Source organism: Ezakiella peruensis (genome assembly GCF_900215725.1).
In the GTDB taxonomy this organism is placed as follows: domain Bacteria; phylum Bacillota; class Clostridia; order Tissierellales; family Peptoniphilaceae; genus Ezakiella; species Ezakiella peruensis.
Genome location: NZ_LT962469.1, coordinates 102,510 through 129,306, shown reverse-complemented (window position 1 = coordinate 129,306; position 26,797 = coordinate 102,510). Strand labels below are relative to the sequence as shown.

General features: G+C 38.8%; 43 protein-coding genes, 1 tRNA gene and 1 other annotated feature. All 44 genes read right to left on the bottom strand.

All coding sequences use genetic code 11. From position 1 onward, the window contains the following. Positions 1–348 precede the first annotated feature (348 nt). Positions 349–425 (bottom strand) — tRNA-Leu (locus tag CUU59_RS00670). 522 nt (positions 426–947) lie between these two features. After that, a complete protein-coding gene (locus CUU59_RS00665) occupies positions 948–1,325 on the bottom strand; it encodes a RidA family protein (RefSeq protein WP_099950106.1) in 378 nt (125 codons plus the stop codon). Between the two features lie 10 nt (positions 1,326–1,335). Further along, positions 1,336–1,668 carry a ribosome silencing factor gene (gene rsfS / locus CUU59_RS00660; RefSeq protein WP_245870529.1) on the bottom strand — a complete coding sequence of 111 codons (333 nt, stop codon included), beginning with the start codon at positions 1,666–1,668 and terminating at the stop codon, positions 1,336–1,338. After that, positions 1,665–2,249, bottom strand: coding sequence for a bis(5'-nucleosyl)-tetraphosphatase (symmetrical) YqeK (gene yqeK / locus CUU59_RS00655; RefSeq protein WP_099950105.1), 585 nt, complete (start codon positions 2,247–2,249; stop codon positions 1,665–1,667). Before yqeK ends, rsfS begins: the two co-directional genes overlap by 4 nt. Beyond that, a complete protein-coding gene (gene nadD, locus CUU59_RS00650) occupies positions 2,237–2,839 on the bottom strand; it encodes a nicotinate (nicotinamide) nucleotide adenylyltransferase (RefSeq protein ID WP_099950104.1) in 603 nt (200 codons plus the stop codon). The genes yqeK and nadD overlap by 13 nt, the downstream gene beginning before the upstream one ends. Next, positions 2,839–3,120 (bottom strand): YhbY family RNA-binding protein, encoded by a 282-nt coding sequence (locus tag CUU59_RS00645; RefSeq protein WP_099950103.1) that lies wholly within the window; start codon positions 3,118–3,120, stop codon positions 2,839–2,841. The genes nadD and CUU59_RS00645 overlap by 1 nt, the downstream gene beginning before the upstream one ends. Positions 3,121–3,126: 6 nt before the next feature. Next, positions 3,127–4,389, bottom strand: a complete 1,263-nt coding sequence (gene obgE, locus CUU59_RS00640) for a GTPase ObgE (protein WP_425432813.1) — start codon at positions 4,387–4,389, stop codon at positions 3,127–3,129. Between the two features lie 45 nt (positions 4,390–4,434). Next, the gene (gene rpmA, locus CUU59_RS00635) at positions 4,435–4,722 is read right to left on the bottom strand and encodes a 50S ribosomal protein L27 (RefSeq protein WP_075574103.1); all 288 of its coding nucleotides are present in this window, start codon (positions 4,720–4,722) and stop codon (positions 4,435–4,437) included. A 1-nt stretch (position 4,723) separates the two neighbouring features. Then, positions 4,724–5,056, bottom strand: coding sequence for a ribosomal-processing cysteine protease Prp (locus CUU59_RS00630; protein ID WP_099950101.1), 333 nt, complete (start codon positions 5,054–5,056; stop codon positions 4,724–4,726). Next, complete coding sequence (gene rplU / locus CUU59_RS00625; protein WP_075574105.1) at positions 5,056–5,370, bottom strand: 50S ribosomal protein L21; 315 nt, start codon at positions 5,368–5,370, stop codon at positions 5,056–5,058. Before rplU ends, CUU59_RS00630 begins: the two co-directional genes overlap by 1 nt. A gap of 11 nt (positions 5,371–5,381) precedes the next feature. Then, positions 5,382–5,456, bottom strand: a sequence feature (ribosomal protein L21 leader region). Positions 5,457–5,803: 347 nt separating this feature from the next. Continuing rightward, positions 5,804–6,982 (bottom strand): MalY/PatB family protein, encoded by a 1,179-nt coding sequence (locus tag CUU59_RS00620; protein ID WP_099950100.1) that lies wholly within the window; start codon positions 6,980–6,982, stop codon positions 5,804–5,806. A gap of 112 nt (positions 6,983–7,094) precedes the next feature. Next, positions 7,095–8,351: a hypothetical protein gene (locus tag CUU59_RS00615; RefSeq protein WP_099950099.1), complete on the bottom strand. Its 1,257-nt coding sequence runs from the start codon at positions 8,349–8,351 to the stop codon at positions 7,095–7,097. A 168-nt stretch (positions 8,352–8,519) separates the two neighbouring features. Then, a complete protein-coding gene (locus tag CUU59_RS00610; protein WP_099950098.1) occupies positions 8,520–8,858 on the bottom strand; it encodes an IS3 family transposase in 339 nt (112 codons plus the stop codon). 437 nt (positions 8,859–9,295) lie between these two features. Further along, positions 9,296–11,740 (bottom strand): stalk domain-containing protein, encoded by a 2,445-nt coding sequence (locus tag CUU59_RS00605; protein ID WP_099950097.1) that lies wholly within the window; start codon positions 11,738–11,740, stop codon positions 9,296–9,298. Positions 11,741–13,076: 1,336 nt separating this feature from the next. After that, on the bottom strand, positions 13,077–13,415 hold the full coding sequence (gene rplQ, locus CUU59_RS00600; RefSeq protein WP_075574109.1) for a 50S ribosomal protein L17: 339 nt from the start codon (positions 13,413–13,415) through the stop codon (positions 13,077–13,079). A 14-nt stretch (positions 13,416–13,429) separates the two neighbouring features. Beyond that, positions 13,430–14,383, bottom strand: coding sequence for a DNA-directed RNA polymerase subunit alpha (locus CUU59_RS00595; protein WP_099950096.1), 954 nt, complete (start codon positions 14,381–14,383; stop codon positions 13,430–13,432). Positions 14,384–14,410: 27 nt separating this feature from the next. Beyond that, positions 14,411–14,809, bottom strand: coding sequence for a 30S ribosomal protein S11 (rpsK, locus tag CUU59_RS00590; RefSeq protein ID WP_075574111.1), 399 nt, complete (start codon positions 14,807–14,809; stop codon positions 14,411–14,413). Between the two features lie 10 nt (positions 14,810–14,819). Next, entirely contained in the window at positions 14,820–15,161 is a 342-nt protein-coding gene (gene rpsM, locus CUU59_RS00585; protein WP_075574112.1) for a 30S ribosomal protein S13, read from the bottom strand. A gap of 12 nt (positions 15,162–15,173) precedes the next feature. Further along, the gene (gene rpmJ, locus CUU59_RS00580) at positions 15,174–15,287 is read right to left on the bottom strand and encodes a 50S ribosomal protein L36 (RefSeq protein WP_075574113.1); all 114 of its coding nucleotides are present in this window, start codon (positions 15,285–15,287) and stop codon (positions 15,174–15,176) included. 18 nt (positions 15,288–15,305) lie between these two features. Continuing rightward, positions 15,306–15,524 (bottom strand): translation initiation factor IF-1, encoded by a 219-nt coding sequence (infA, locus tag CUU59_RS00575; protein ID WP_075574114.1) that lies wholly within the window; start codon positions 15,522–15,524, stop codon positions 15,306–15,308. Continuing rightward, on the bottom strand, positions 15,503–15,793 hold the full coding sequence (locus tag CUU59_RS00570) for a KOW domain-containing RNA-binding protein (RefSeq protein WP_075574115.1): 291 nt from the start codon (positions 15,791–15,793) through the stop codon (positions 15,503–15,505). The genes infA and CUU59_RS00570 overlap by 22 nt, the downstream gene beginning before the upstream one ends. Then, entirely contained in the window at positions 15,790–16,440 is a 651-nt protein-coding gene (locus CUU59_RS00565; RefSeq protein WP_075574116.1) for an adenylate kinase, read from the bottom strand. Before CUU59_RS00565 ends, CUU59_RS00570 begins: the two co-directional genes overlap by 4 nt. A 1-nt stretch (position 16,441) precedes the next feature. Next, positions 16,442–17,722 (bottom strand): preprotein translocase subunit SecY, encoded by a 1,281-nt coding sequence (secY, locus tag CUU59_RS00560; protein ID WP_099950095.1) that lies wholly within the window; start codon positions 17,720–17,722, stop codon positions 16,442–16,444. Next, positions 17,722–18,159, bottom strand: a complete 438-nt coding sequence (gene rplO, locus CUU59_RS00555) for a 50S ribosomal protein L15 (protein ID WP_099950094.1) — start codon at positions 18,157–18,159, stop codon at positions 17,722–17,724. The genes secY and rplO overlap by 1 nt, the downstream gene beginning before the upstream one ends. Positions 18,160–18,170: 11 nt before the next feature. Further along, the gene (gene rpmD, locus CUU59_RS00550) at positions 18,171–18,347 is read right to left on the bottom strand and encodes a 50S ribosomal protein L30 (RefSeq protein ID WP_075574119.1); all 177 of its coding nucleotides are present in this window, start codon (positions 18,345–18,347) and stop codon (positions 18,171–18,173) included. 10 nt (positions 18,348–18,357) lie between these two features. Further along, positions 18,358–18,861: a 30S ribosomal protein S5 gene (rpsE, locus tag CUU59_RS00545; protein WP_099950093.1), complete on the bottom strand. Its 504-nt coding sequence runs from the start codon at positions 18,859–18,861 to the stop codon at positions 18,358–18,360. Positions 18,862–18,875: 14 nt separating this feature from the next. After that, the gene (rplR, locus tag CUU59_RS00540) at positions 18,876–19,238 is read right to left on the bottom strand and encodes a 50S ribosomal protein L18 (protein ID WP_075574121.1); all 363 of its coding nucleotides are present in this window, start codon (positions 19,236–19,238) and stop codon (positions 18,876–18,878) included. A 9-nt stretch (positions 19,239–19,247) separates the two neighbouring features. Beyond that, complete coding sequence (gene rplF, locus CUU59_RS00535) at positions 19,248–19,784, bottom strand: 50S ribosomal protein L6 (RefSeq protein WP_099950092.1); 537 nt, start codon at positions 19,782–19,784, stop codon at positions 19,248–19,250. Positions 19,785–19,794: 10 nt separating this feature from the next. Next, entirely contained in the window at positions 19,795–20,190 is a 396-nt protein-coding gene (gene rpsH / locus CUU59_RS00530; protein ID WP_099950091.1) for a 30S ribosomal protein S8, read from the bottom strand. 13 nt (positions 20,191–20,203) lie between these two features. Continuing rightward, on the bottom strand, positions 20,204–20,389 hold the full coding sequence (locus CUU59_RS00525; protein ID WP_075574124.1) for a type Z 30S ribosomal protein S14: 186 nt from the start codon (positions 20,387–20,389) through the stop codon (positions 20,204–20,206). A 9-nt stretch (positions 20,390–20,398) separates the two neighbouring features. Beyond that, positions 20,399–20,941 carry a 50S ribosomal protein L5 gene (gene rplE, locus CUU59_RS00520; protein WP_099950090.1) on the bottom strand — a complete coding sequence of 181 codons (543 nt, stop codon included), beginning with the start codon at positions 20,939–20,941 and terminating at the stop codon, positions 20,399–20,401. 11 nt (positions 20,942–20,952) lie between these two features. Beyond that, a complete protein-coding gene (gene rplX, locus CUU59_RS00515; protein ID WP_075574126.1) occupies positions 20,953–21,264 on the bottom strand; it encodes a 50S ribosomal protein L24 in 312 nt (103 codons plus the stop codon). A 10-nt stretch (positions 21,265–21,274) separates the two neighbouring features. Next, positions 21,275–21,643 (bottom strand): 50S ribosomal protein L14, encoded by a 369-nt coding sequence (gene rplN, locus CUU59_RS00510; protein WP_099950089.1) that lies wholly within the window; start codon positions 21,641–21,643, stop codon positions 21,275–21,277. A 12-nt stretch (positions 21,644–21,655) separates the two neighbouring features. After that, positions 21,656–21,910, bottom strand: a complete 255-nt coding sequence (gene rpsQ, locus CUU59_RS00505) for a 30S ribosomal protein S17 (protein ID WP_099950872.1) — start codon at positions 21,908–21,910, stop codon at positions 21,656–21,658. A gap of 2 nt (positions 21,911–21,912) precedes the next feature. Continuing rightward, positions 21,913–22,119, bottom strand: coding sequence for a 50S ribosomal protein L29 (gene rpmC / locus CUU59_RS00500; RefSeq protein WP_099950088.1), 207 nt, complete (start codon positions 22,117–22,119; stop codon positions 21,913–21,915). Beyond that, positions 22,109–22,552 (bottom strand): 50S ribosomal protein L16, encoded by a 444-nt coding sequence (gene rplP, locus CUU59_RS00495; RefSeq protein ID WP_075574129.1) that lies wholly within the window; start codon positions 22,550–22,552, stop codon positions 22,109–22,111. The genes rpmC and rplP overlap by 11 nt, the downstream gene beginning before the upstream one ends. Positions 22,553–22,568: 16 nt before the next feature. Further along, complete coding sequence (gene rpsC / locus CUU59_RS00490) at positions 22,569–23,288, bottom strand: 30S ribosomal protein S3 (RefSeq protein ID WP_075574130.1); 720 nt, start codon at positions 23,286–23,288, stop codon at positions 22,569–22,571. A gap of 10 nt (positions 23,289–23,298) precedes the next feature. Further along, complete coding sequence (gene rplV, locus CUU59_RS00485; RefSeq protein WP_075574131.1) at positions 23,299–23,631, bottom strand: 50S ribosomal protein L22; 333 nt, start codon at positions 23,629–23,631, stop codon at positions 23,299–23,301. 13 nt (positions 23,632–23,644) lie between these two features. After that, a complete protein-coding gene (gene rpsS / locus CUU59_RS00480; protein WP_075574132.1) occupies positions 23,645–23,926 on the bottom strand; it encodes a 30S ribosomal protein S19 in 282 nt (93 codons plus the stop codon). Between the two features lie 11 nt (positions 23,927–23,937). Beyond that, complete coding sequence (rplB, locus tag CUU59_RS00475; RefSeq protein ID WP_099950087.1) at positions 23,938–24,768, bottom strand: 50S ribosomal protein L2; 831 nt, start codon at positions 24,766–24,768, stop codon at positions 23,938–23,940. A 10-nt stretch (positions 24,769–24,778) separates the two neighbouring features. Beyond that, entirely contained in the window at positions 24,779–25,069 is a 291-nt protein-coding gene (gene rplW, locus CUU59_RS00470) for a 50S ribosomal protein L23 (protein ID WP_099950086.1), read from the bottom strand. Next, on the bottom strand, positions 25,069–25,689 hold the full coding sequence (gene rplD / locus CUU59_RS00465) for a 50S ribosomal protein L4 (RefSeq protein ID WP_075574135.1): 621 nt from the start codon (positions 25,687–25,689) through the stop codon (positions 25,069–25,071). Before rplD ends, rplW begins: the two co-directional genes overlap by 1 nt. Positions 25,690–25,700: 11 nt before the next feature. Further along, positions 25,701–26,327 carry a 50S ribosomal protein L3 gene (rplC, locus tag CUU59_RS00460; RefSeq protein ID WP_075574136.1) on the bottom strand — a complete coding sequence of 209 codons (627 nt, stop codon included), beginning with the start codon at positions 26,325–26,327 and terminating at the stop codon, positions 25,701–25,703. Between the two features lie 50 nt (positions 26,328–26,377). Further along, positions 26,378–26,689 (bottom strand): 30S ribosomal protein S10, encoded by a 312-nt coding sequence (rpsJ, locus tag CUU59_RS00455; protein ID WP_075574137.1) that lies wholly within the window; start codon positions 26,687–26,689, stop codon positions 26,378–26,380. Positions 26,690–26,797 lie beyond the last annotated feature (108 nt).

Here is a 26,797-nt window from a genome sequence, read left to right as displayed (position 1 = left end):
GCAACGAGTATTATAATTAAAAATATACGTAGATTAAATTTATTCACCTGTTTTATCGCTCTGCGGCTGTAGGGGCGACTTTATGTCGCCCAAAAGTCTCGCCACAAAAACAAAACATAAAATTTCTACAAAGTTGTATAATTATACAATATGTGAAAAAGTTTAACCGCAAATTCAGGATAAAAAAATAAAGAGCATTACGCCCTTTAAGAAATAATTTGCGAGGAAAAATTGATGAATTTTTGTAGCTTGAGACTTTTTGACGAGTGAGCTGTACTAGAGCGTACAGCGGAATGAGCAAAAAATCGAACACTGCAAAAATTCGCAATTTTAACCGCAAATTTTACTTGGTACGGGTGAAGAGACTCGAACTCCCAAAAACACGGACCTGAACCGTGCGCGTATGCCAATTCCACCACACCCGCTTATAAAATATTTAGTTATTTCTGATTGACCATATACTGGCCGTAAAATTCTACAATCGAGCATCGTTATCACTCGCTCTCTTGTGAATTTCTGACATGAGACCTGCTAGCCAATCGACCTTCGCTTTCGCTCGCTCTCTTGGGCTAGGGCTTCAAACCGTGCGCGTATGCCAATTCCGCCACACCCGCTTATAAAATATTTAGTTATTTCTGATAATCAAAAACATTTCACGCATTCAAGATGCGATCAATGTTTTTCGGGCCACATAAAGTCGCCCCTACAAATGTGCTGAACAATATCCGCAGGATAAATGTATTCATTCGGAACATCGCTCTGCGGTGTAGCGGTCGTGGTTAATCCCGAACATTTCGGGCCCGATACCGGGTCAACCCGGTTGAGGGTTCGAATAAATACCATCCTTTATTTAACATTCTTATTATATAAAACTCACCTGAAATTGTCAACACGCCCTTACATTTCATATCACAAAAAAATGCATGGATTTCTCCATGCACTCATCTTTATCCTAGATATGCAATTGCTTCGATTTCGATTCTGGCATCCTTTGGCAATCTGGCAACTTCTACGCATGATCTGGCTGGTTTGTGGTCGCCAAAGAATTCTGCGTATTCTTCGTTAACTGCTGCGAAGTCGTTCATATCTTTTACAAAGATATTTACTTTCATAATGTTTTTAATATCTCCGCCTGCTGTTTTAACGATTTCCAAAACGTTGTTTAGAGATGTGCGGGTTGCTTTTTTAATGCAATCTGAAACGAGTTCTCCACTTGCTGGGTCGATTGGGAGTTGTCCGCTGGTAAATACAAATTTTTCTGCGGCCATGCCTTGTACATATGGGCCAACTGCGCCCGGTGCCTTATCGGTGTTCAATACTTTCATAATGTCCTCCTTATTCTTCTGTTTCCTTCCACAAGCGTTCAAGATCATAGTACTTGCGTGCCGTAACCTCGAAGATGTGAACAATTATATCTCCAAAATCTAGCAAGAGCCACTCGCTGGATTTTTTGGACATAGGATTTTCTAAGCTGTAGCCAGCCTTTTCCATTTCATATAAAACATTGTCGGCAATGCTGTTTAGCTGGTTTACGTTGGCAGCCCCTGCAATTACAAAGTAATCAGCAAAGCTTGAACGCTCTTTGATGTCGATGATTTCAATATCATAACCCAGTTTGTTTTCAATTGCCTTCTCAATAATTTCTAATTTCTTTTCTATATCTTTCACTTTATCTCCCCTTGTTTTGTAATTTTTAAGTAATAGTTCCTTGCCTCAAGCGAGCTACCAGCAATATAGCGGTCGTTTCTAATCAGGTGGGCCAGATTCTCGTTTAGGATTTCATACATGGCCCGATCCAAATCAACCTTGGCCATGGCCCGAAAGTCATCAATGAATTCATAATTTCTGGCAGGTTCTATCATATCTGCAATGTAGACAATCTTTTCCAAATCAGACATGGCTGGTCGGCCAGTGATGTGGTTTTTGATTGCATTTAAAACATCTGCGTCCTCTATGCCGAAAATATTTTTTGCTATATAAGTGGACAGGGCTCCGTGGACAAGATTGTACTCTGCCCTCTCCTCTTCACTTAATATTATACCCCAGTCCTGGACCTTTTGCAATGTTTTTTCTCTTGACTTCCACTTGCCAGAGTCGTGGAGGATGCCTGCCATCTCAGCCTTTTTCTCGTCGACGCCGTGAATTTTTGCAAGTTCAACCGCCGTTTCCATAACGCGAATCGAATGGCCATAGCGAAAGTCGTCCAGATTTTCCCTTAAAAACTCTAAAACTTTTTCTAATTCGAACATCCGCACAGCTCCTTAAAGTCGATTCCTTTTAAAAACTCATAGGCCCTATCTGTCACATAAAATCTCACATCTTTCCCTGCCTTTAGTCTCTTTCGAACAAAAGACGAGGACATTTCAAATATAGGATTATCCACAAAATAAAAGCGGTCCTTGTACTTTTCGTAGAGGTCGTGAGCCGCAAATTTGTAGCCGCCCCTTTTCATAACTATAACCCTGGCCAGCTTTAAAATCTCCTCTGCATTTTTCCATCTTGGCAGTGACAAAAAGGAATCCATACCCACAACTATTGCCAAGTCCTCATGAGTCTTCTTAAAATGCTCCAAGGTTTTAAAGGTGTAGGACTCGCCTGCCTGCCTAAACTCGTAATCGCTGACCTCCACGCCGTCGATTTCACCAAAGACGATCTTTGCAAGCTCTAACCTAGTCTCATCATCCAAGCACTCCAGGTCCTTGTGGGGAGGATTGCCCGTTGGCATAACTAAAAAATCGTCAAATTCCAGGCTGTCGACCAGATATTTTACATTTAAAACATGGGCAATTGTTGGCGGATTAAAGGCTCCGCCAAAAATAATCGTGCCAAACTTTTTCATTATAAATAAATATTCTTGTCGGACTTCCTATAAATAGAAAGCACGCTTCCCATTTTTTGCACAAATTCTACGCCCAATTTTTCTTCCAACTCATCAAAAAGCTCGTAAGCGTCGACATCTGTGTTTTGCAATAATTGTATCTTCATAATTTCATTTTTATTTAAATATAAATCAATAGCCTCGATTAGCTCGTCGCTAATTCCACCCTTGCCAACGCGGATGGCTGGCTTTTGGGTGTTTAGCTTTGATTTTAAAAATGCTCTTTCCTTAGCTGTAATCATACTCGTCTACTCCATGTGTTCAAATTCATATCCAAAGACGTCGACAATGTCCCCGTCCTTGATGCCCAGCTCACGCAGCTGGTCCATAATTCCAATCCGGCTTAAGAAATCTTGGAAACGCCTTACACTGTCTGGCTCTGTAAAATCTGTCCCCATGAAATAATATTCAACATGGTCGCCAGTGATGTAATAGATGTCGCCTTCCTTCCAGACTTTTATTGGTCTTTCTTCGAATTCGGCCTCAGCAAATTCTTCCACCTCAGTCTCTGCAGGAAGTTCTTGGAGCTTGTTGTAGAGGGCGTACTTTAATTCCTTGACCCCCTGTAAGCTTGCAGCAGAAATTACAAAGACCTCTTCGCCGGTTTTTTCTTCAAATTTTTTCTTAACTTCAAGGATTTCTTCCTCAGTCATCAAATCAGTTTTATTTAAAGCAATGACTTCGACTTTTTGGCTGAGTTTTTCTGAATAATCCTTCATCTCCCGTCTCAAAATCTCATAGTCTTCGATTGGATCGCGGCCCTCTGAGCCCGATGCGTCAATCACATGGCAAAGGAGTCTGACTCTTTCAACGTGTCTCAAAAACTTTAAGCCGAGTCCTGCTCCGCCAGACGCCCCTTCAATGATGCCCGGTATATCACAGGCCACATAAGACCTGCCCTCTTCCACAAAAACTACGCCCAGATTTGGCTCAAGTGTTGTGAAATGATAATTTGCAATCTTTGGCTTGGCTGCAGAAATAATTGAGAGGAGACTAGATTTTCCCACATTTGGAAAACCCACAAAGCCCACGTCTGCAATTAATTTTAATTCCAAGTCGATTTCAATCTCTTGACCGCGTGCGCCCGGCTCCATAAAGGTCGGCGCCTGACGAGTAGCAGTTCTAAAATGCCAGTTGCCCCTGCCGCCTCTGCCGCCTTTTACAATTACAAACTCCTCTCCAACTTCCTTGAAGTCGTAGAGAATACCGTCCTTGCCAACTTGCTTGACCACAGTGCCCACGGGAACTTTGAGATAAAGATCTTGGCCGTCCTTGCCTTTTTTCAGATTATTCATCCCATTCTCGCCGTTTTCTGCCTTAAATTTTGTTTTAAATCTATAATCGATGAGCGAATTCAAATTGTCAGTTGCGACCAAAATAATATCGCCGCCCTTTCCACCATCGCCACCGTGCGGGCCGCCCTTAGGCTCATACTTTTCACGTCTCCAACCAATATGTCCGTCTCCGCCCTTGCCCGCTTTTAATTGTAGTCTAACCTTATCAAACATAATAATCACCTACTTACAAAAAAAGCTTGACCTAGGTCAAGCTGATTCTTAAGCGATTTCTCTTGGATAAACGCTTACTTGTGTTCTCTTCTTACTTTTCTTTTCAAATTTTACAACGCCATCAATCTTAGCAAATAGCGTGTCGTCGGATCCTCTACCAACATTGTTGCCAGCGTGAATCTTTGTTCCTCTTTGACGAACAAGGATGTTACCAGCTGTAACAATTTGGCCATCGCCGCGTTTTGTTCCCAAGCGCTTAGCAATAGAATCTCTACCGTTTTTAGAAGATGCAGCTCCCTTTTTAGAAGCAAATAATTGAAGATTTAATTTAAACATTCTATTCCTCCATTTCTAATCGGACAAATTGCCCATAGCTTTCCACCAGACTCTTAACCCCTTCTAATAGAGTTTTCATAATCAGATCTAAGTCGTCACTTTGGACCTTGGAAATAAATTCCATCAGACTCTCGTCATCGTCCTCGATCATTTTTTCAGTATAATCGCCTCTCTTAAGACGGCAATTAACTATGGCCGACTTGTAAACAGTGTGGGTGAGAATACTCACAGCCGCACATACAATGTCCTTGCCGTAGTCATCATATCCTGCATGACCCTGTGACCTAAATCCGTAAAAACCCTTTTCATTCTTAAAAAGAGTTACGACTATCATTAGATAGCCAAGCTTTCAATTTGTACTCTTGTGAAAGGTTGTCTGTGGCCTTTTTTCTTGCGATAGTTCTTTTTAGCTTTGTATTTGAAAACGATAACTTTTTTAGCCTTACCATTCTTAAGAACTTTCGCACTTACGCTTGCGCCCTCAACATATGGCTTACCAACTTTAATCGCCCCATCATCACCAGAAGCTAATAGAACCTTGTCGAAAACTACCATTTCGCCTTCGCCTGCGCCTAGTTTTTCAACGTGTAGCACATCGCCTTCTTTGACTTGGTATTGCTTTCCACCAGTTTCAATAATTGCGTACATAATCCACCTCCATTGTGATTTAGTCTCGCCGTCTAAGGTGGCCTAAAAATAAGCACTTAAAAACCTGTTCCGTGCGGAAGATTACCTGCTAATAATACCACATAAAAAGCCATCTGTCAAGGATTTGCGTGGAATTTTTATTGGTAAATTTTTTTCTTGTAAAATATTTTTAATTCAAAAAATTTTTTCAATAATCTCAGGCCTATAACTTTTAAAATAAAATGCAATTATTTTTACAAAACTCCCAGCCTTTAACTTCTTAAAATAAAATGCAATTATTTTTCTAAATCGCCCTGCCTTTAATTCCTTAAAATAAAATATAATTATTTTTTCAAAACTCCGCGCCCATAACTTTCAAGTTTAAAAATTATTTTAAAATCACATCAAAAGCCAATAAAAAAACTGGAGGAGTCCTCCAGTTTAAATCATAAATTTATTTTGCGTCTTCGATTGCGACGGTAATCTTCTTGCAAAGGTCTTCGATAAATCTAGTTGGTGATGCCAGGTTAATTCTTTCAAAACCGTGTCCACCCTTGCCAAAGATATAGCCTTCATCTAAAAATACATCGTGCTTTATCATGTGCTTTTCAAGAGCCTCATGGTCCATGCCAAGAGCATTGAAATCCAACCACAAGAGATAAGTTCCTTGGTGGTCAGCAATTTTAATTTCAGGATGGTTTTTAGCCATGTAGTCCCTGATATATTTGCTGTTTTCTTCAATCTTTTTCATCATTTCTTGGTACCAGTCTTCGCACTTGTCATAGCAAATTTCAACTGTCTTGTAACCCAGCGCTGTTGGACTCAGCCTAGAAGTGCAAGCAGCCCTGTTGACATACCTTTCCCTCATATCAGGATTCTTAACAAAAACTGTGCAAAGGTCCATACCTGCAACATTAAAAGTCTTGGATGCAGATGTAAAAGTAATGGCCCTATCTGCCAATTCATCAGAAAGAGTTTGGAAAACCGTGTGCTTGTGGCCAGGCATAATCAAATCATTGTGAATTTCATCGGCAAAGAGCAGCTTGTCATTTTTTATAATACCATCAGCCAATCTTTGGAGTTCTTCGCGCTTCCAAACCCTGCCAACAGGATTGTGGGGTGAACAGAAAAGAAGAGCCTTGTTTTCTGGCTTTGCAATGAGTTCTTCGAATAATTCAAAATCAATCTCATAAGTATTATCTTTTTTAATCAGTGGACATTCGACAATCTTCCTGCCCAAAGCTTCAATAACCATAAAGAATGGATAATAAACTGGGGGCATAACGATAATGCCATCTCCAGGCTCAGTAAATTCTTCAATAGCTGTATAGATTGCGCTAACAATCGCTTGGAAATTGACAATCCAATCGCTTTCAACTTCAAAGTCGTGGTGCCTCTTCATCCATGATTTAACGGCATTATAGTAAGCTTCATTGCCCACAGTATAGCCCAAAACCATTTCATCCAAATAAGCCTTCAAACCCTCCACAAGAGCCGGAGCAGTTTTAAATTCCATATCTGCAACTGAAAAAGGCATAACGTCATCAGAAACATCAGCCTTCAAATCCTTCATAATGAGCCACTTCTTAGAACCTTGGGCTCTTCTATCAACAACTGTCTCAAAATCGTACATGTGTTTCCTCCTATTCTTTACTCCATTATAACACTTTTTGAAACCCATGGCAAGAAAATAAGATTTATAAGCAATAAAAAACGGAGAAATATATCCCCCGTTTAAGAGCAGCTTAAATAAAAACTACATAGTAAGTGGCTTGATAACCAAACAATTCTTTAAACATGAGCATTTCAAGACCATCAAGATCTTTCTTTGAAATCGTTAGGCCCTCTGCTAAAGAGATATTGCTAACTTTTCCATTCACAACTTTGGAAGTATTGAGTGGAACAAAACCAAATACAGTCTTTTCAAAATCTTCCTCTGGATAATTTTTGTAAGAATTTTCATCTGCCGAAAGATCTACAACTTTTACAACTCCAAATGCATTATCACTATAGTCAGTATACGCTTTCTTTGTAGGATCATTGTACATAGTAAATTTAATTGCATCAAAAATGCTATTTAAATAAATCTTGTCATCCTTGATCCTGTCTTTTTTAATAAAATAAATCGGATATTCTGGGTAAGGATGTTCTTCGTTAAATTCAGGCACCCCTTCTAGAGCTTCAAATTCTTTAGTTTGCCTATAAGCATTTTTAAAAGCGTCTTTTGTAAATTCGTAATTTATATCACTTAAATAAAATAATCTGCTGTCATCTGCTCGATTAAATTTATAAAAAGTCTTTCCCTCTATTATATATATAATAAAGTCTTGAGTGTTTCTATCAGGATCGTTGATGTAAGCTTCAATTTCTTCTTCGCTTGCATTTATTTCCTTGATGCTTTGGCCGTATCTTTCATAGAAAGATTTACCTTGAGCATTTTCAATTTTTTTGTATTCAGTTTTCTTGTCTTCAGTTTTTTCCTCAGTTTTTTCTTTAGAATCTTCTGCGCTAATGCCAGTGTTTAGCAAAATATCTTTGGTTTCCTTGTTGTAACCTACAGAAAAACCAACAACATCAGCCAAATCACGGAGCTTAACATAGTTATTTTGGTCGATTAGGGCAGCCTTTAACATAACTTCCTCGCCGTCCACCAAAATATTATTTGTAAGCATCTTGGCCTCAGTCTTGTCGTGCTTCATCGCTTGCAAGTCTGTGTCCAGCTTTTCATAAGGCTTTCCAAGTTCAAGTTCAATTTGCTTCTTTTCCTTGTTAAAAGTAACATTGAACTGACTCTTTGTGCCCGATAAAATCGCAGCTAAATCTCTGAGCTTGTAGTAGTTGTTTTGATTGATCAAATAACCGCCAATTTCAACAGACTCCCCGTCCAATTTAAATGGCTGAAAACTCTTTACAGCCCCTGCCATATCTCCCTCTGCCCTTACACTTGGCACCATTGATACAAGTAGCAAAACGCAAAGAGCAATCGCTAGTAATCTTTTCATAATTACCTCCTTAATATATTATTATATATAATTATATTTGATATAGAAATATAAATCAAGCTATATTTATTTATTAATCAGACATAGCCAAAAGGTCAATTTCCCGTAGAGGCGATCCTTGAACTGCCCCTTGTCAAGTAGACACAACAATTAATTAAAAACACATATTTAAACTGCATACTCTCTGTACTCCAACGGAGCCATGCAGTTTAATCTTTTCTGGAACCTCTCGTTGTTGTAAAACTCAATGTAATTCATAATTCTTTCTTTTAATTCTTCTAAAGAATTAAACTCTTTACCATAAAACATCTCTGCCTTTAATGTACCAAAAAACCCTTCCATTGGTCCGTTATCTTCTCCTTTTTCCTTGTACTTTACATACCATGAGGCGACAGTTGTATCTCCTGCATTTATTTCCTTGGCTATTTCTATGAATGATTTGTTTCCTTTTTCGTATTCTTTACATGCTTGTATTTTTGTTTCTAAGTCAAATTTAATTTTCCCCATTTTTTCTCCTTTTATGGGTTTTTAATTAATTAGACTGTCTACTTTGCATGTATCATACCACCTGAAATGGTCGCCAAATTTTTTCCTGATTGGATACAATAATCCGAGAAGAATTTCGAACAAAAAATTTTGTTTTATTGGTCAACATTTGCGTGAGGATTTTTGGCTTTTAGGGCAAGACTTTTCGGGCGACATAAAGTCGCCCCTACAACGCAGAGCGCAACAAAAACCAAATATGTTTTCACTACGGATATCTTTGTAGCCATGTACCGTCCACTTTATTGTGGACATCTCGACCGATTCGATTCGATGTCGAGAGGTCGAGGCTTGCATATACAATTTCCCATTCCTCTCCCCAAACAAAAAGCTACAGCAAGACTCTCGTCCTGCTGTAGTTTAAAGGAATTTACAAAAAGAATAATTTATCTTCTTTTTTATTATTGATTTTCTTTTACTCTAATAATTACTCTGTAATTTTCTTGATCCCATTCGATGTCATTGTCTTCGCCATCTCTTAGGTCACCATTGGTCATGCCAAAGATTTGTGAGATGTTTGTGAGTGGGACAAAAATTCTTTGAGCTACAACTGTTGGTTCAGCATCCAATACGATTTGACGACCGTCTGAAACTTGGATGATATTTGAACCCAAAGTGATGGTTGCTGTGATGCCATCCTTGGTAAAGGTTGCAGATTGTGTGTCTTGGTGCCATTCAACTGTTGCTCCAATTGCTTCTGCTACAAATCTGATAGGTAGCATGGTTCTTTGGTTGATAGCTGTTGGTGCTACGTCCATTGGAATTTGTTGTATTTCGCCATTAACTTCCATTTCATAGAAACCCTTGTCGAGGTAGAAGTATAGAGTTCTTAGAACTTCTTCTCTTTCTTCTTCCTTAACTTCATCCTTATTTTCATCTTTTCTTTCTGCAGGTTTATAGTCGTCCTTTTTAGAATAATCTCTTAGATAATCTGGACTAGGTTCATCATAATAGTAACCTGGATAGTAAGGATATGAAGGTCCTGGTGTTGGTTCTTCTGGTTCATCTGTTCCTGGTTGATCTGTTCCTGGTTCTTCTTTTTCTGGTTTTTCTTTGTCTGGTTCTTCTTTTTCTGGTTTTTCTTTGTCTGGTTTGTCTTTTTCTGGTTCGTCACCTGACTTTTCGTCTTTGTCTAGATTTTCAAGATATTCATTTACAACTTTTTCTGCTTCTTCTTTTGTTAGAGTTTCATCTAGCTTTGCAGATAGTTCATACTTTTCTTCTTCTGTTAGTTCTTGTAGTCTCTTATCATCTGATCCTACTTTTATTTCTACTAGATAATCATAAAGATCTTGTGCTGCTTTTTTTACTTCTTCAATTTTTTCTTTTGTTTTAGCTTCATCAACTTGCTTATTGAAATTGTCTTTTTGAACTTGAGAAAGATCTAATTTGTTTATTGATTCTTTAGCTGCTTCTTTTGCCTTGGCTAATTCTTCTGCTGCAGCTTTTTCAGCGGCTTCTTTGTCTGCTTTATCTTTGTAGAGTTTTTCTATTGCTTCTTCTGCTTCAGCTTTTGTTAACGCTGTTGATAACGCTTCTTCTAGCTTTTCTGTTTCTTCTTCTGTTAAGCTATATGTCCTAGGATCCATTTTTGTATCTACAATATATTTTAATAGGTCCATAGCATCTTCAACAATTTTCTTCACTTCTTCAATTGTCTTAGCTTCTTCAACTTTATTTATGAAGTTTTCTTTTTGATTAGCATAAAGATCTAATTTGTTTATTTCTTCTTTAGCTGCTTCTTTTGCCTTGGCTAGTTCTTCTGCTTCAGCTTTTTCAGCGGCTTCTTTTGCTTTTTCTTCTGCTTCTTTGGCTTCTTTAGCCGCAAAGAATTCGTCTACAGCTTTTTCAGCTTCTTCTTTTGTCAGCGCTTCTGATAGAACATTATCAAGATTTTCCCACTGCTCATCGGTTAATTCTCTAGCTTCATCAGACATTTTTGCATCAACTATATAGTCTAATAATGCTTTTGCATCATTTTTGATTTTATCAATGTCTTCAAGTGTTTGGGCTTCTTCGACTAGTTTGTTGAAGTTTTCTTTTTGTTTTTCATATAAATCTAATTTATCTATTTCTTCTTTGGCTGCTTCTTTTGCCTTGGCTAGTTCTTCTGCTTCAGCTTTTTCAGCGGCTTCTTTGTCTGCTTTATCTTTGTAAAGTTCTTCTATTGCCTCTTCTGCTTCAGCTTTTGTTAACGCTGTTGATAACGCTTCTTCTAGCTTTTCTGTTTCTTCTTCTGTTAAGCTATATGTCCTAGGATCCATTTTTGTATCTACAATATATTTTAATAGGTCCTTAGCTTCTTCAACAATTTCCTTTACTTCTTCAATTGTCTCTGCTTCTTCAACTTGATTCTTGAAGTTTTCTTCTTGATTAGCAAAAAGGTCTAAGTCTTCTATTTCTTCTTTGGCAGCTTCTTGAAATTCGTATAGTTCATTGTTAGATGTTTTTAAAACTGCTCTTTGAGCATCATGTTTTGTCAAAGCAACACTTACATTTTTCAAAATTTCATCCATTTGCTCATAAGTTAAATCACTTAAGCTTTCATCTTCATAAAAAATTTCGAAAATATAATCAAATAATTCTTTAGCAGATGCTTTAATATTATCCAAATCTTTTTTAGTCTCTGCTTTATCAATTAATTCAGCAAATTTCTTTAATTGAATTTCAGAAAAGTAAACTTGTGGAACGCTTTCGAATCTCTCAATTTCGTTAAGTGTAGCATTTTTGTCTGCTTGTGTGACAGCTGTTTTTTCTTCTCCGTCAGCTGCGTACATTGGAGCTGCAAATGTTAATAGCATTGCTATTGCAACAAATAAGCTCAATAATTTTTTACAATTATTCAAAATTCTCCTCCTATTTTATTTATATTTATTTTAGTGTAATACTCATCTGCATCCACCTAAATCTATGTACTTCCATTATATATATATATATAATGTCAATGGTAAAAAAATGTATATTTAATTATATTTAAAGATGATTTAATATTTATTACACTTTAGCCTGTACTCATTAATGATTGAGTGCTATATATTGTGGATTAGATTTATGTTTTTCTTTTATATTTATTTTTTCCACTATATATATTGACGGGCAGTCTTTATATTTTATCCAGTAAGTGGCGGATAAAATGTATTTTTTCATTTTTGTATGTATTTCGGTTTGTGAAATTGTTTTATTTTGTTTTTGCAAAGAGAATTTTTGCAGGCAAAATATTTTCGTATTGTATTGGTTTATACGACGAATGTTCATATCCACAAGGGGCAATCACATTCGACTAATGTCTGGGATAAACCAGACGGTACCTGGCTACATGAATATCCGTAGGAGAATCCTCGACCGTGGGGCATCGAACCCCACGGCCGAGATGTCCGAAATTCTCCTCAGACTCTTGTCCTCAATCGTTTTTCCCTTCGGTCCAACGATTGAACAAGAGGTTGCGTGAGTCAACGCTAGCCAATCATCTTCACGCTTTCGCGTTCGATTCTTGGGCGTGGCTGCAATCGGACGCTACCACGCAGAGCGATATAAAAGATGAATGAATTTTTCCAACGTATAAGCATAAGAACGTTTGTAGGGGCGACTTTATGTGGCCCGAAAAACATTGATCGTCCCTAGTGGACGTGAAATGTTTTTAATACAAATCCGCAAATCATAATTTGGATGAATATCCGTAGGAAAAGTCTCGTCCGCATAGGCGAACGAGTGGCGACCATTTCAGGATCGCCGTTACGCCACATCCATTGCCTGGCGTGTGCATGTTCTTTTTCATTTTTTCACAAGAATATCTCGAAATTAACCGCAAATTCAGGATAAAAAAATAAAGAGCATTACGCCCTTTAAGAAATAATTTGCGAGGGAAAATTGATGAATTTTTGTAGCTTGAGACTTTTTGACGAATGAGGCGTACTCAAGTGTACGTCGTCTCCTCAGACTGTTGTACTCACTCAGAAAAAATTCGGTCCATATTCTCCTCAGATTGTTGTACCCAATCGTTTTCCCCTACGGTCGAACGATTGGACAACAAGTTGCGTGAGTCACTGCATACCAATCGAGCATCGTTTTCACTCGCTCTCTTGGGCAGGGCTTCAGTTCGCAAAAAGTCGAACACTGCAAAAATTCGCAATTTTAACCGCAAATTTTCCAACAAAAAAGACGATCTTTCGATCGTCTTAAGTCTTATACCATTTCGATGATACACATTTCCGCGCCATCTCCACGGCGGGCTGTTGTTTTTAATATTCTTGTGTAGCCACCATTTCTTTCTGCATACTTTTCGCTGTATTCTGTGAATACTTTTTTAGCAGCCTCTTTGTCGTATAGGTATGAGTTGACTTGTCTCATTGCATGTTGGTCGCCTCTTTTGCCGAGGGTTACCATTTTGTCAGCAAGTCTCCTTGTTTCCTTTGCTTTTTCTACTGTTGTAACGATTCTGCCGTTTAGTAGTAGCGAGGTTGTCATGTTTCTAAGCATTGCATTTCTGTGGTCGGACGTGCGTCCTAATTTTCTTTGCGCCATACAATCCTCCTTAATTATTCTTCTTTCAAACTAAGACCGATATCGTCCAGCTTGTTCTTTATTTCTTCTAAACTTTTTTTACCTAGGTTTCTTACTCCCAGCATATCTGCTTCTGATTTTTGGATCAGGTCTGAGACTGTGTCTATGCCGTCTCTTTTTAGGCAGTTGTAGCTTCTGACTGATAGTTCGAGTTGGTCGATATCCATGTCAAGTAGCATTGTTTTTTGTTTTTCGCCTTTATTTTTTAATATGCCTTTGGTATCCACGTCTTCTACCAGGTCTGCGAATAGGTTTAGGTGTTCAATCAAAATTTTTGCTCCAAATGATACTGCAGCGTCTGCTTCGATTGTGCCGTTTGTCCAGACTTCTAGCACTAGTCTTTCGTAGTCTGTTCTTTGTCCTACCCTGGTGTTTTCTATGTGGAAGTTTACTTTTTTAACCGGTGTAAATTCTGAGTCGATTGGAATGTCTTGGATGTTGGTTGTTTTTCCATCTTCTGCTACGGCTTTGTTTTTTTCTTGTAGTACGTAGCCTCTGCCATGTTTTAAGTCCATGTCTATGGCTAGGTGGCCGCCTTTGTTTACGGTTGCGATGTGGTGATCTGGATTCATGATTTCACAGTCGCTGCCTGTTACTATGTCGGCTCCTGTTACTACTTTTGGCCCTGTTACATCGATTGTTAGGAGTAGGTTATCCTTTGTGTAGCTTTTTATTGCTAGTCCTTTTATGTTTAGTATTATTTCGGGAACGTCTTCAAGTACTCCTTTTATTGTTGAGAATTCGTGAAGCACTCCTTGGATTCTTATATTAGAAATTGCGGATCCAGGCAATATTGACAGAAGTACTCTTCTCATTGAGTTGCCAAGCGTTGTACCGTATCCTCTTTCTAATGGTTCGATAGCTATTTTTGCATAGCTTTTATCTTCGCTTTGTTCCAGTATTTGTACTGAAGGTTTTTCAATTTCCATGAGTCATCCCCCTTTAAAAGTTTGTCACTAGACTCTTCTGCGCTTTGGTGGTCTGCATCCGTTGTGTGGAAGTGGAGTTTCATCTTTGATGAGTGTAACTTCAAGTCCTGCTGCTTGCAGAGCTCTGATTGCAGATTCTCTTCCACCGCCTGGTCCCTTTACGTATACTTCAACATATTTTAAGCCGTGTTCCATGGCTTTTTTTGCTGCTTCTTCAGCTGCTTCTTGGGCTGCAAATGGTGTGGATTTTCTGCTTCCTTTGAATCCTAGTCCGCCTGCTGATGCCCAGCTGATTACGTTGCCTTGCATGTCAGATAAGGTTACCATGGTGTTGTTGAAAGATGATGAAATGTGAGCTTGTCCTTTTTCAATATTTTTTCTGGCTCTTCTCTTAACTCTAGCTGTTTTTCCTTTAGCTTTTGCCATTTTTACCTCCTTATCTTACACCTTTTCTAGTTCTTGCGTTTGTCTTTGTTCTTTGTCCTCTTACTGGAAGGTTTCTTCTGTGACGGAGGCCTCTGTAGCATCCGATTTCACGTAGACGTTTGATGTTTAGTGATGTGTCACGTCTTAAGTCACCTTCTACTGTGATGTGTTCCATAGCGTTTCTGATTTGTGCTACGTCAGCTTCAGTAAGGTCTCTTACTCTAATATCTGGATTTACGCCTGCATCTTGAAGGATTTTTGTTGCTGTTGGGCGTCCAATTCCGTAGATGTAGGTTAATCCGATTTCTATTCTTTTATCTCTAGGTAGGTCAATACCTGCAATTCTTGCCATTATTTGTCCTCCTTAACCCTGTACTTGTTTATGTTTAGGGTTTTCACAGATTACCATCACTTTTCCTTTTCTTTTAATGATTTTGCATTTGCTGCAAATCTTTTTTACAGATGGTCTTACTTTCATGATAATTCATCCCCTTTATTATTTGTTTCTCCAGGTGATTCTACCCTTGGTTAGATCGTATGGTGATAATTCCATTGTGACCTTGTCTCCAGGTAAGACTCTGATGTTGTTCATTCTGAGTTTGCCTGAGAGGTGGCCGATGATTTCATAACCATTGTCCAGTTTCACCTTGAATATAGCATTTGGTAATGCGTCGACTACTACGCCTTCTACCTCTATAGTGTCTTTTTTTGACATAAATGTCCATTCCCCCTATTATTGTAACTTTTAGTTAGAGCTTTCAATGATTTGTTTGTGAATTCAAAATCTTCAATATTTGTGGCCTTGTCATTTGTAAAGGCTAGGTGAGATATTTTTTTCTTTTTTGGAGCTTCGATCTTTCTCAAATCTCCATCTGCTATTAGGCAGTAGCTTTCGTCGATGACTTCGATTACGACGAAGTATCTAAATTTATCTCTACCTGCTTTACTTCTGACTATGGCCCCTCTTTCGATTTTTTCTATCATTTAAGATTGTCTAATCCTCTAAAAATTTGGTCACGAACCTCTTCTAGAGGTTGGTTGCCATCAATGTTAAGCACAAGTCCAAATTGATTGTAGTAATCAATTAGGGGGGCAGTTTCGGCTTCGTACACACCAATACGCTTTAACACTGTTTCTTCTTTGTCGTCTTCACGTTGGTAGAGCTCGCCTCCGCAATGGTCACAGACGCCTTCTACCTTGGGTGGGTAGTTTTTGATGTGGAAGCTTGCTTTGCAGTCCTTGCACATTCTTCTGCCTGTGATTCTGTCTACTAGCGATGCCTTGTCAACGTTAAGATTTACAACTGCATCTAAGTCTTCGTTTCTGGATTTTAAGAAGTCTGTTAGAGCAGCTGCTTGATCTAGATTTCTAGGAAATCCGTCAAGCAAAAATCCGTCTTTGACGTCGTCTTGTGAGAGTCTGTCCTTTACAAGTTCTATAGTGAGTTCGTCAGGAACTAGTTGTCCCTTGTTCATATAGACTTGGGCTTGTTTGCCAAGCTCGGTTTCATTTCTCAAATGTTCTCTGAATATATCTCCTGTTGAGATATGCACTATATTATATTTTTCTTTTATAAAAGTTGCTTGTGAACCCTTACCCGCTCCTGGCGGTCCTAATATTATCAGTCTCATATTATCCTAAGAACCCCTTATAGTGACGCATTGTCATTTGTGCTTCTAGTTGTTTTACAGTTTCTAGGGCAACACCTACGACAATGATGATTCCTGTGCCGGTAAATCCGACTTCCAAATTGGAAAAGTGTGCTAATAATAATGGTAATGTTGATAGAATTGCAAGGGCAACACCACCAACAAAGGTAATTCTGTTGACTGTTCTTCCTAAATAGTCACTTGTTGGTTTACCAGGTCTGATACCTGGGATAAATCCACCTTGAGATTGTATATTTTTTGCATATTCAACTGTGTTGAATTGAATTGCGTTGTAGAAATAGGTGAAGAATATGATTAGGATAATGTTGATTACCAAATATATCCAAAAACCTACCTTGCCTTCTGTTGTAAGGAAGTTTCTCAAAAATCTGGAGAAACCGCTGTTTCCGCCTGTTAGTAATACTATGGTGCCTGGAATTTGCATAAAGGTTGATGCAAAGATAACTGGCATAACTGAAGCCATGTTTACCTTGATTGGAATGTGTGTGGCTTGTCCGCCGTAAACTCTTCTTCCTACAACTCTCTTTGCGTATTGAACAGGAACCCTTCTTTCACCTTCTTGAATTAGAACAACGAAAGCAAAGATTGCAACTAGGATTAAAATCCATAGAGCAAATGCGATCCATGAAATTTGTCCAATTTGTGCTAGTCTGATTTGCTTCATAAATGTTGCAGGCATCCTACTGATGATACCGATAAAGATGATAAGACTCATACCGTTACCAATACCTTTTTCAGTAATTTGATCTCCAAGCCATACTAGGAAGCTTGAACCTGCTACTAGTGTAATGATGATTAAAAGGTGTTCGATGAATCTGTTGGCTACAATAGCGCCAGAGTAGATTCCATAAACTGAACCTGCTGCTTGAATAAATGCAAGCACAACACCAACGATTCTTGTAATCTTTTGAATTTTCTTTCTGCCTTCTTCTCCTTCTTTTGAAAGTTGTTCCAAAGATGGAATAGCAACTGTCAATAGTTGGATGATAATGGAGGCTGTAATGTGTGGATAAACGCTGAGGGCGAATATCGACATATTTGAGAAGCCGCCACCGGCCATAAGGTCTAAAAATCCGAGTAAGCTGTCGCTTGCTGCACCAAAGATTTCTTTAATCCTGTTAATGTCCATAAATGGTGCTGGGATTTGGTTACCAAATCTAAAAACAAGAAGACATAAAAGAGTAAAGAGCATTCTGTCTCTTAATTCTTTTACTTTCCAGGCATCTCTCAAGGTCTTAATCATTATAGCACCTCTACTTTGCCGCCAGCTTTTTCGATTTTATTTTTTGCTTCTTGGCTGAATTTTGAAGCAGTAACTGTAAGCTTTTTGCTAATTTCACCGTTGCCTAGAACTTTGATGTTCTTGTCTGATCTGTGGATAAGTCCAACTGATACTAGAGCTTCACGATCAACTGTGTCGCCGTCGTTAAACATTTCTTCTAGGTCACGAACGTTAATAACCTTGTAGCTTACACCCCAAATATTTGTGAAGCCTCTTTTTGGGAGCCTTCTGAATAATGGCATTTGGCCACCTTCAAATCCTGGTCTAACGCCACCACCACTTCTGGAGTTTTGTCCTTTGTGACCACGAGTTGAAGTTTTACCCATGCCAGAACCGGTTCCTCTACCGACTCTTTTTTTGGAAGTTCTTTCCAAAGCTTGTAAATTTTCTAATTTCATTATAGAACCTCCTAGTCAATAACTTCTACAATGTGTGAAACTTTTTTGATCATACCACGAATTTGTGGTGTGTCTGTGGTTTCAACAACATGTCCAATTCTTCTAAGTCCAAGAGCCTTTACAATTTTTCTATGACTTTCAGGTTTGCCAATAAGACTTCTTGTTTGTTTGTATTTAATATTAGCCATGATAAGTCACCTATCCTAAAATTTCTTCAACACTCTTGCCTCTCATTCTGGCAACGTCTTCTGGACGTTTTAGACTGAGTAGACCTTGAATTGTCGCATCTACAACGTTTCTTGGATTGTTTGATCCAAGGCATTTTGTTCTTATATCTTGAATTCCTGCAAGTTCGCAAACAGCACGCACAGCAGAACCAGCGATAACACCAGTACCTTCTTTGGCAGGTTTTAGTAAAACTGTACCTGCACCCTTTACTCCAACGATTTCGTGTGGAATAGTTGTGCCTTGAATTGGAACTTGGATCATGTTTTTCTTAGCATCTGCAACAGCTTTTCTGATAGCATCTGGAACTTCAAGAGCCTTGCCCATGCCAACGCCAACACGTGAATTCTTATCTCCTACTACTACAAGAGCTGCAAAACGGAAGTTCTTACCACCTTTAACAGTCTTTGAGACTCTGTTTATAGCAACAACTCTTTCTTCTAGATCGAGCTCTTGTGGTTTAATATTATTGGTCATATTTCCCTCCTACTTTAGAAGTTTAGGCCAGCTTCTCTAGCGCCATCTGCAAGTTCTTTAACGCGTCCGTGATAGATGTAACCACCTCTATCAAAAACAACGTCTTTGATTCCCTTGTCAACAGCACGTTTACCGATTAGCTTACCAACTTCTCTTGCCGCTTCTTTATTTTCTGTTTTATCGAGGCTAAATTCTTTATCTAAGGTTGATGCACTTGCAAGTGTAACCATTTTTACGTCGTCAATAAGTTGTGCATAGATGTGTTTTGAAGATCTTCTAACACATAGTCTTGGACATTCAGCTGTACCGCTAATCTTATTGCGCACTCTTTGGTGTCTTTTTTGACGTAGTGCATTTTTATCAGCTTTATTAATCATTTATACCTCCTACTTACCGGTCTTACCAACTTTGCGACGAACGTATTCATCAGCATAGCGGATACCTTTTCCTAGATATGGTTCAGGTGGTCTGTATCCACGGATGTGGGCGGCAAATTGACCAACAGCTTGCTTGTCTGCACCTGATACAACGATTGTATCTTGAGCAGGAACTTCTACTGTAAGTCCTTCTGGAACATCGAGATCAAGTGGATGTGAAAAACCAAGTGTTAAACCAAGTTTTTTGCCATTCATTTGGGCCCTGTAACCAGTACCGATGATCTTTAATTCCTTCTTGTAGCCTTCGTGTACACCTACAACCATATTATTAATTAAACTTCTTGTTAAGCCGTGTAGACTTCTAACTCTTTTGGTATCATTCGAGCGGATAACTTCGTATCCTCCGTCTACTTTTTCTAGTTTCATCTCAGGAACCATTGTGAGACTTAACTCTCCCTTTGGCCCTTTGACGCTTACGTCTTGGCCATTTACGTTAAATGTAACGCCTTCTGGGATTTCAATTAGTTTTCTACCAATTCTACTCATCTTATCCTCCTTACCAGACGTAGCAAAGTACTTCGCCGCCGACTTTTTGTTTGCGGGCTTCTTTGTCAGTCATAATTCCAGCAGATGTGGAAATGATTGCAATGCCAAGTCCGCCAAGTACGGTTGGAAGTTCATTTGAATTTACATATATTCTTAAACCCGGTTTTGAAATTCTTCTAATACCGGTAATAACTCTTTCTTTTTCGTTGATATATTTTAGGCTAATGCGAATTGTGCCTTGCACATTTTCCTCAATAACTTCATAGTCAGCAATGTAGCCTTCTTCTTTGAGAATTTCCGCAATAGCAAGCTTGATTTTGCTAGCAGGAATGTCCACAGTAGCATGTCTTTGGTGGTTTGCATTCCTGATTCTAGTTAGCATATCTGCAATAGGATCTGTTAACATCTTTTTTCCTCCTTTACCAACTTGCTTTCTTTACTCCAGGAATTTCGCCCTTATAAGCGAGTTCTCTAAAGCAAATACGACAAATTCCGTACTTTCTCAAATAGCCGTGTGGTCTTCCGCAAATCTTGCAGCGATTATATGCTCTGGTTGAGAATTTTGGTTCTCTCTTTTGACTTGCAATTTTTGATTTCTTTGCCATTGTTCCTCCTTACTTTTTAAAAGGCATACCTAAGAGCTCTAAGAGTGAGTAAGCTTCTTCGTCGGTATTTGCAGTTGTGATAATTGCAATATCCATACCGTGAATATCGTTTACTTCATCATAAATGATTTCAGGGAAAATTAATTGTTCTCTAATACCGATAGCATAATTTCCTCTTCCATCAAAACTCTTTGAGCTAACGCCCTTAAAGTCTCTAACGCGTGGGAGTGAGATGTTCATAAACTTATCTAAGAAGTAGTACATCTTGTCGCCACGAAGAGTAACTTTAGCACCAATCTTCATGCCTTCACGTAACTTAAAGTTAGCGATTGATTTTCTAGCATGAGTTACAACCGGAGCTTGACCGGAAATAAGTGCAAGTTCTCTAACTACATCATCTAACATCTTTGGATTGTCCTTAGCCTTGCCAAGACCAACGTTTAAAACTACCTTTTCTAACTTTGGTACTTGATTTACGTTTTCATAGCCATGTTTCTTAACAAGTTCAGGCACAACCTCAGTTTTATATTTATCTAATAATCTTGGAGCCATATTGTTCCCCCTTAGTCAATAACTTCCCCATCGGACTTTCTAAATCTTACTTTAGTGCCGTCGTCTAGGAATTTGTACCCAAGTCTTGTACGTTTCTTGTTCACTTGATCATAGTACATAACATTACTTACATCAATCTTACCTTCTCTTTTAATTAATCCGCCTGGTTTTGTTGGTCCCATTGGCTTTTGGTGTTTAACTTGAATATTAACACCTTCAACAATTACCTTTTTTTCTCTAGGAAAAGTGCGTAATACCTTACCAGTCTTACCCTTGTCTTTTCCGGCAATTACTATAACTGTGTCTTCTTTTTTAATTCTCATAAAGCACTCCTTATAAAACCTCAGGAGCAAGACTTACGATCTTCATATAACCGCCAGCTCTTAACTCTCTGGTAACAGGTCCGAATATACGGGTTCCAACCGGATTCTTGTCATCTTTTATAATAACGCATGCATTGTCATCAAAGGAGATATATGAGCCATCAGGACGTGATAGTGGATAAGTTGTCCTAACTATAACAGCCTTTTGAACGTCTCCTTTTTTAACAACTCCGCCGGGTGTTGCACTTTTAACAGCAACAACTACTACGTCCCCAACCTTAGCGATTCTCTTCTTTGAACCACCTAGAACTTTGATAACGAGGACTTCTTTTGCCCCGGAGTTGTCAGCAACTCTCATGCGGCTTTCTTGTTGTATCATATAATCCTCCTTTTACTTAGCACGCTCGATAATTTCAACGAGTCTCCATCTTTTATCACGGCTTAGAGGTCTTGTTTCGGTAATCTTTACCTTATCTCCAATTTTAGCTTCGTTGTTTTCATCATGTGCCTTAAAAACTGTTGTACGATTAATTCTCTTCTTGTATACAGGGTGGGCTACCTTTGTTTCAATCTTAACGGAAATAGTCTTGTCCATTTTATCGCTTGTAACGATGCCAACTCTTGACTTTCTTAAATTTCTTTCCATCATTATGCCTCCTTCCTGATACCTAGAGCTCTTTCTTGCTCAATGGTTTTAACCTTTGCAATTTCTCTTCTAACTGTTCTTATTCTTAAAGGATTATCTAAACTACCAGTGGCTGCTTGGAAGCGAAGATTGAAAAGCTCTGCTTTAAGATCTTTTTGTCTTGCTACAAGTTCTGCATCTGATAGTTGGCGTATTTCTTTAATTTTCATTACCAACACCTGCCTTTGGTTCAAAATTATCTCTACTGATAAATCTTGTCTTAATTGGTAGCTTGTGAGCAGCAAGTCTCATAGCTTCTCTTGCGTCTTCTTCACTTACTCCACCCATTTCAAACATAACTCTACCTGGTTTAACTACAGCTACCCAGTACTCTGGAGCACCTTTACCTGAACCCATACGAGTTTCAGCAGGTTTTTGTGATACAGGTTTGTCTGGGAAAATCTTAATCCAGATACTACCGCCACGTTTAACTGATCTTGTCATAGCACGACGTGCGGCTTCTATTTGATTGGAGGTAATCCATGCTGGCTCTAATGCTTGGAGGGCATATTCACCATAAGTGATGGTGTTACCTCTTTGAGCACTACCTTTCATTCTGCCACGGTGGACTCTTCTTCTTTTTACTCTTTTAGGCATCAACATAATTATTTCCTCCTACTTACTTAGATTGTCCGGCTTGTCCCTTGACAAATCTTTTTCTTCTTCTTCTCTTTCTATCATCGCGTGGAGGTTCGATTTCTGGTAAAACACCGTTTAGAACTTCACCTTTGTAGATCCAAACCTTAACACCAATCTTACCATAAGTTGTGTTTGCTTCTGCAAAACCATAATCGATATCAGCTCTTAAAGTTTGTAGAGGAATTGTACCCTCACTATAACCTTCAGCTCTTGCGATATCTGCTCCTCCTAGACGACCTGAAACTTGGGTTTTAATACCAAGTGCACCCGCTCTCATTGATCTTTGAATTGCTGATTTCATAGCACGACGGAATGCGATACGTCTTTCTAGCGCACCTGCAATGTTTTCTGCAACAAGTTGTGCATCAACATCAGGATTTTTTATTTCTTCAACGTTTACTACAACGTCCTTACCTGTCATCTTGCTTAATTTAGCGCGTAGGGCTTCAACACCTTCGCCGCCTCTACCGATAACTACACCTGGCTTTTGTGTGTAGATTGAAACTTTAACCTTACCGGCTGCGCGTTCGATGTTAACCTTTGAAATTCCAGCTTGATATAGCTCTTTTTTAATGAAATTTCTGATATTGTAGTCTTCTACCAAAAGATCAGAAAAGTCTTTTTTATTCGCAAACCATGTGGAATCCCAGTCTTTAATAACGCCAACTCTTAAGCCATGTGGATTTACTTTTTGACCCATAACACTCTCCTTATCTTTCTTCGACTACTACGCCGATGTGACTAGTACGTTTTAAAATTGGATATGCCATACCCTTAGCCTTTGGACGATATCTCTTCATTCTTGGACCGTCGTTTGCATAAGCGTCTTTGACATATAATTTCGATCTATCAGCATTGTTGTTATGTTCAGCATTAGCCACTGCGGATTTTAAAACATCCGATAGAATGCGTGCACCCTTTTTAGGTGTAAACATTAGGAAAGCTAACGCGTCATCAACTTGCTTGCCTCTGATTTCGTCACAAATAAAGTGAACTTTTCTTGGGGCAATTCTAACATATTTTGCAATTGCTCTTGTTTCCATAACTTCCCCCTACCTACTTACTTACCGCTTTAGCGTCTTTTCCGCCATGACCCTTAAAGGTTCTTGTCAAAACAAATTCGCCAAGTTTGTGGCCAACCATATCTTCTGTAATATATACAGGAACGTGTTTTCTGCCATCATGAACAGCAATTGTGTGGCCTACAAATTCAGGGAATATAGTTGATCTTCTAGACCATGTTTTAATAACTTTTTTCTCATTAGCTTCGTTTAATGCTTCAATCTTTTTCATCAGATGATCATCTACGAAAGGCCCTTTTTTAATTGATCTACTCAAATTATTCCTCCTTACTTGGTTCTTCTTCTAATAATTAATTCATTAGACTTGTTATTCTTCTTACGTGTCTTAACTCCGCGGCTCTTCTTGCCCCATGGAGTCATTGGTGATGGACGACCAACTGGTGCTCTACCTTCACCACCACCGTGAGGGTGGTCAACAGGGTTCATAGCTGAACCTCTTACGTGTGGACGTCTACCCAAGTAACGGCTTCTACCAGCCTTACCAATAGTGATAAGTTCGTGAATTGAGTTGCCAACTTCACCAATTGTAGCCTTACATTCAAGTAAAACCATTCTCATTTCGCCTGAAGGTAATCTGAGGATAGCGTATTTGCCTTCCTTACCCATAAGCTGAGCTGAGATACCTGCTGAACGAGCAAGTTGTCCGCCCTTGCCAGGTTTTAACTCAACGTTGTGAACAACTGTACCAACTGGAATGTCCTTTAATTTAAGAGCATTACCAACCTTGATATCAGCACCTTCACCTGAAACGATAACATCGCCAACCTTTAATCCATCTGGATGAAGAATGTATCTCTTTTCACCATCACGATAGAAAATAAGAGCAATGTTTGCACTTCTATTTGGATCGTATTCGATAGCGTTTACTACGCCTTCGATACCGTCTTTATCTCTCTTGAAATCGATGATTCTATATTTCTTTTTAGCCCCGCCACCTCTGTGACGCATAGTAATCATACCTCTTGAGTTTCTTCCAGCATTTTTTGGAAGACTTACAAGCAAGCTCTTTTCAGGACTTGTCTTTGTAATTTCCTCAAAAGTTGAAACCGTCATGTGACGTCTACCAGGGGTTACTGGCTTAAATCCTTTAATCGCCATCTTTAGCCTCCTATTCTAGACCTTCGAAGAACTCAATTTGCTTTGAACCTTCTTTAAGCTTAACAATAGCTTTCTTCCAGTCAGATGTTCTACCTTCGATCATACCTTGACGTTTCTTTTTGCCAGGCATCTTAACAATGTTAACCTTTTCAACTTCAACGTCGAAAATTTCTTCAACAGCCTTTTTAACTTCGGTCTTGTTTGAATTTTTCTTAACCTTAAAAGTGTATTTTCTTTCATCCATATCATCCATAGATTTTTCTGTGACGATAGGACGGATAATTATATCGTAAGCATTCATTATATAAATACCTCCTCAATCCTTGCTAAAGCAGCTTCACTTACAACAAGTGTATCGTGCTTTAAGATGTCATATACATTGATAAGATCTGCGAAAGTTACTGCTGTCTTTTGTAAATTTCTAGCTGAAATGTAAACATTCTTGTCAACCTTTTCAGTTACAATAAGTGGCTTAACTGCACCAACATTTGAAATGAAGCTAACCATATCCTTGGTCTTTGGAGCGTCAAAAGTAATATTATCAACAACTACCAACTTGCCTTCTTCAAACTTGCTTGTCAAAACTGATCTTAAAGCAGCTTGTCTAGTTGATCTAGGAAGCTTGTAGGAGTAATCTCTTGGCTTTGGTGCAAATACAACACCGCCACCCTTCCATTGAGGTGATCTGATAGAACCTTGTCTAGCACGACCAGTACCCTTTTGTCTCCATGGCTTTCTTCCGCCGCCTCTAACCTCTGCACGAGTTTTTGCGCTTTGTGTACCTTGACGTTTATTTGCTAATTGATTAACAACAGCTTGGTGAACAGAGGCTTCGCTAATCGTTGCAGCAAAAAGTTCTTCCGGAAGATCGATTTCTTTAATTTCTTCACCCTTCATATTTAAAACTTTAATCTTAGGCATCTCGTCCTCCTTTATTTCTTATGTGCACTCTTTACAAGAACCATAGAGTTCTTTGGACCAGGAATAGCACCTTTAATTAAAAGTAAATTCTTGTCTGCATCCACTCTAATAAGTTCAAGATTTTGTACAGTTACTTGTTCGTGACCAGTCTTACCCATCATTCTGTGACCTTTAAAAACACGTCCTGGATAAGTAGCAGCTGATAGACCGCCTGGTCTTCTGTGGAATTTTGAACCGTGACTCATACGACCTCTTTGGAAACCGTGTCTTTGAACAACACCAAGAGTTCCCTTACCTTTAGAAGTACCAATAACGTCTACAAAATTACCTTCTTCAAAAATATCAACCTTTACTTCGCTTCCAAGTTCTAAATCTTGGAGAGAAGAATCTCTTAATTCTTTTAAATAACGCATTGGTTTAACGCCAGCCTTTTTAAAATGACCTTGAGCTGGTTTGTTAGCCAATTTTTCTCTAATAGGATCAAATCCAAGTTGAACTGAATTGTATCCTTCCTTTTCAACTGTCTTCTTTTGAACAACAACGTTTGGTGTTGCTTCAACAACAGTTACGGCCACAAGTTCGCCTGTTGGTCCGAATACTTGTGTCATGCCGAGTTTTTTACCCATAATGCCTTTCATTAAGCACCTCCATATTTTATAGCGGATTGACCTTCAATCATATAAATGTCTTATAGCTTGATTTCGATATCTACGCCTGCTGGTAGATTCATCTTCATAAGAGCGTCCACAGTAGCTTGTGTAGGATTGATAATATCAATCAACCTCTTATGAGTTCTTTGCTCAAATTGTTCTCTTGAATCCTTGTTAACGTGAACAGAACGTAGGATAGTAACAACTTCCTTGCGTGTTGGCAGTGGAACCGGTCCAGACACTTCAACGCCTGTTCTCTTAGCAGTTTCAACGATCTTCTTTGCTGAATTATCAAGAACCTCGTGATCATATGCTTTAAGACGGATTCTGATTTTGTTATTTGTGCTCATAATACCCTCCTTCGTATGATTTGCCCTACATACGACGTCACCTACAACGCAACCGTGTGTTTCTTATTCCGCTTCAAAAGAAAAACCGGTCAGACGCTGTTGGTTTCG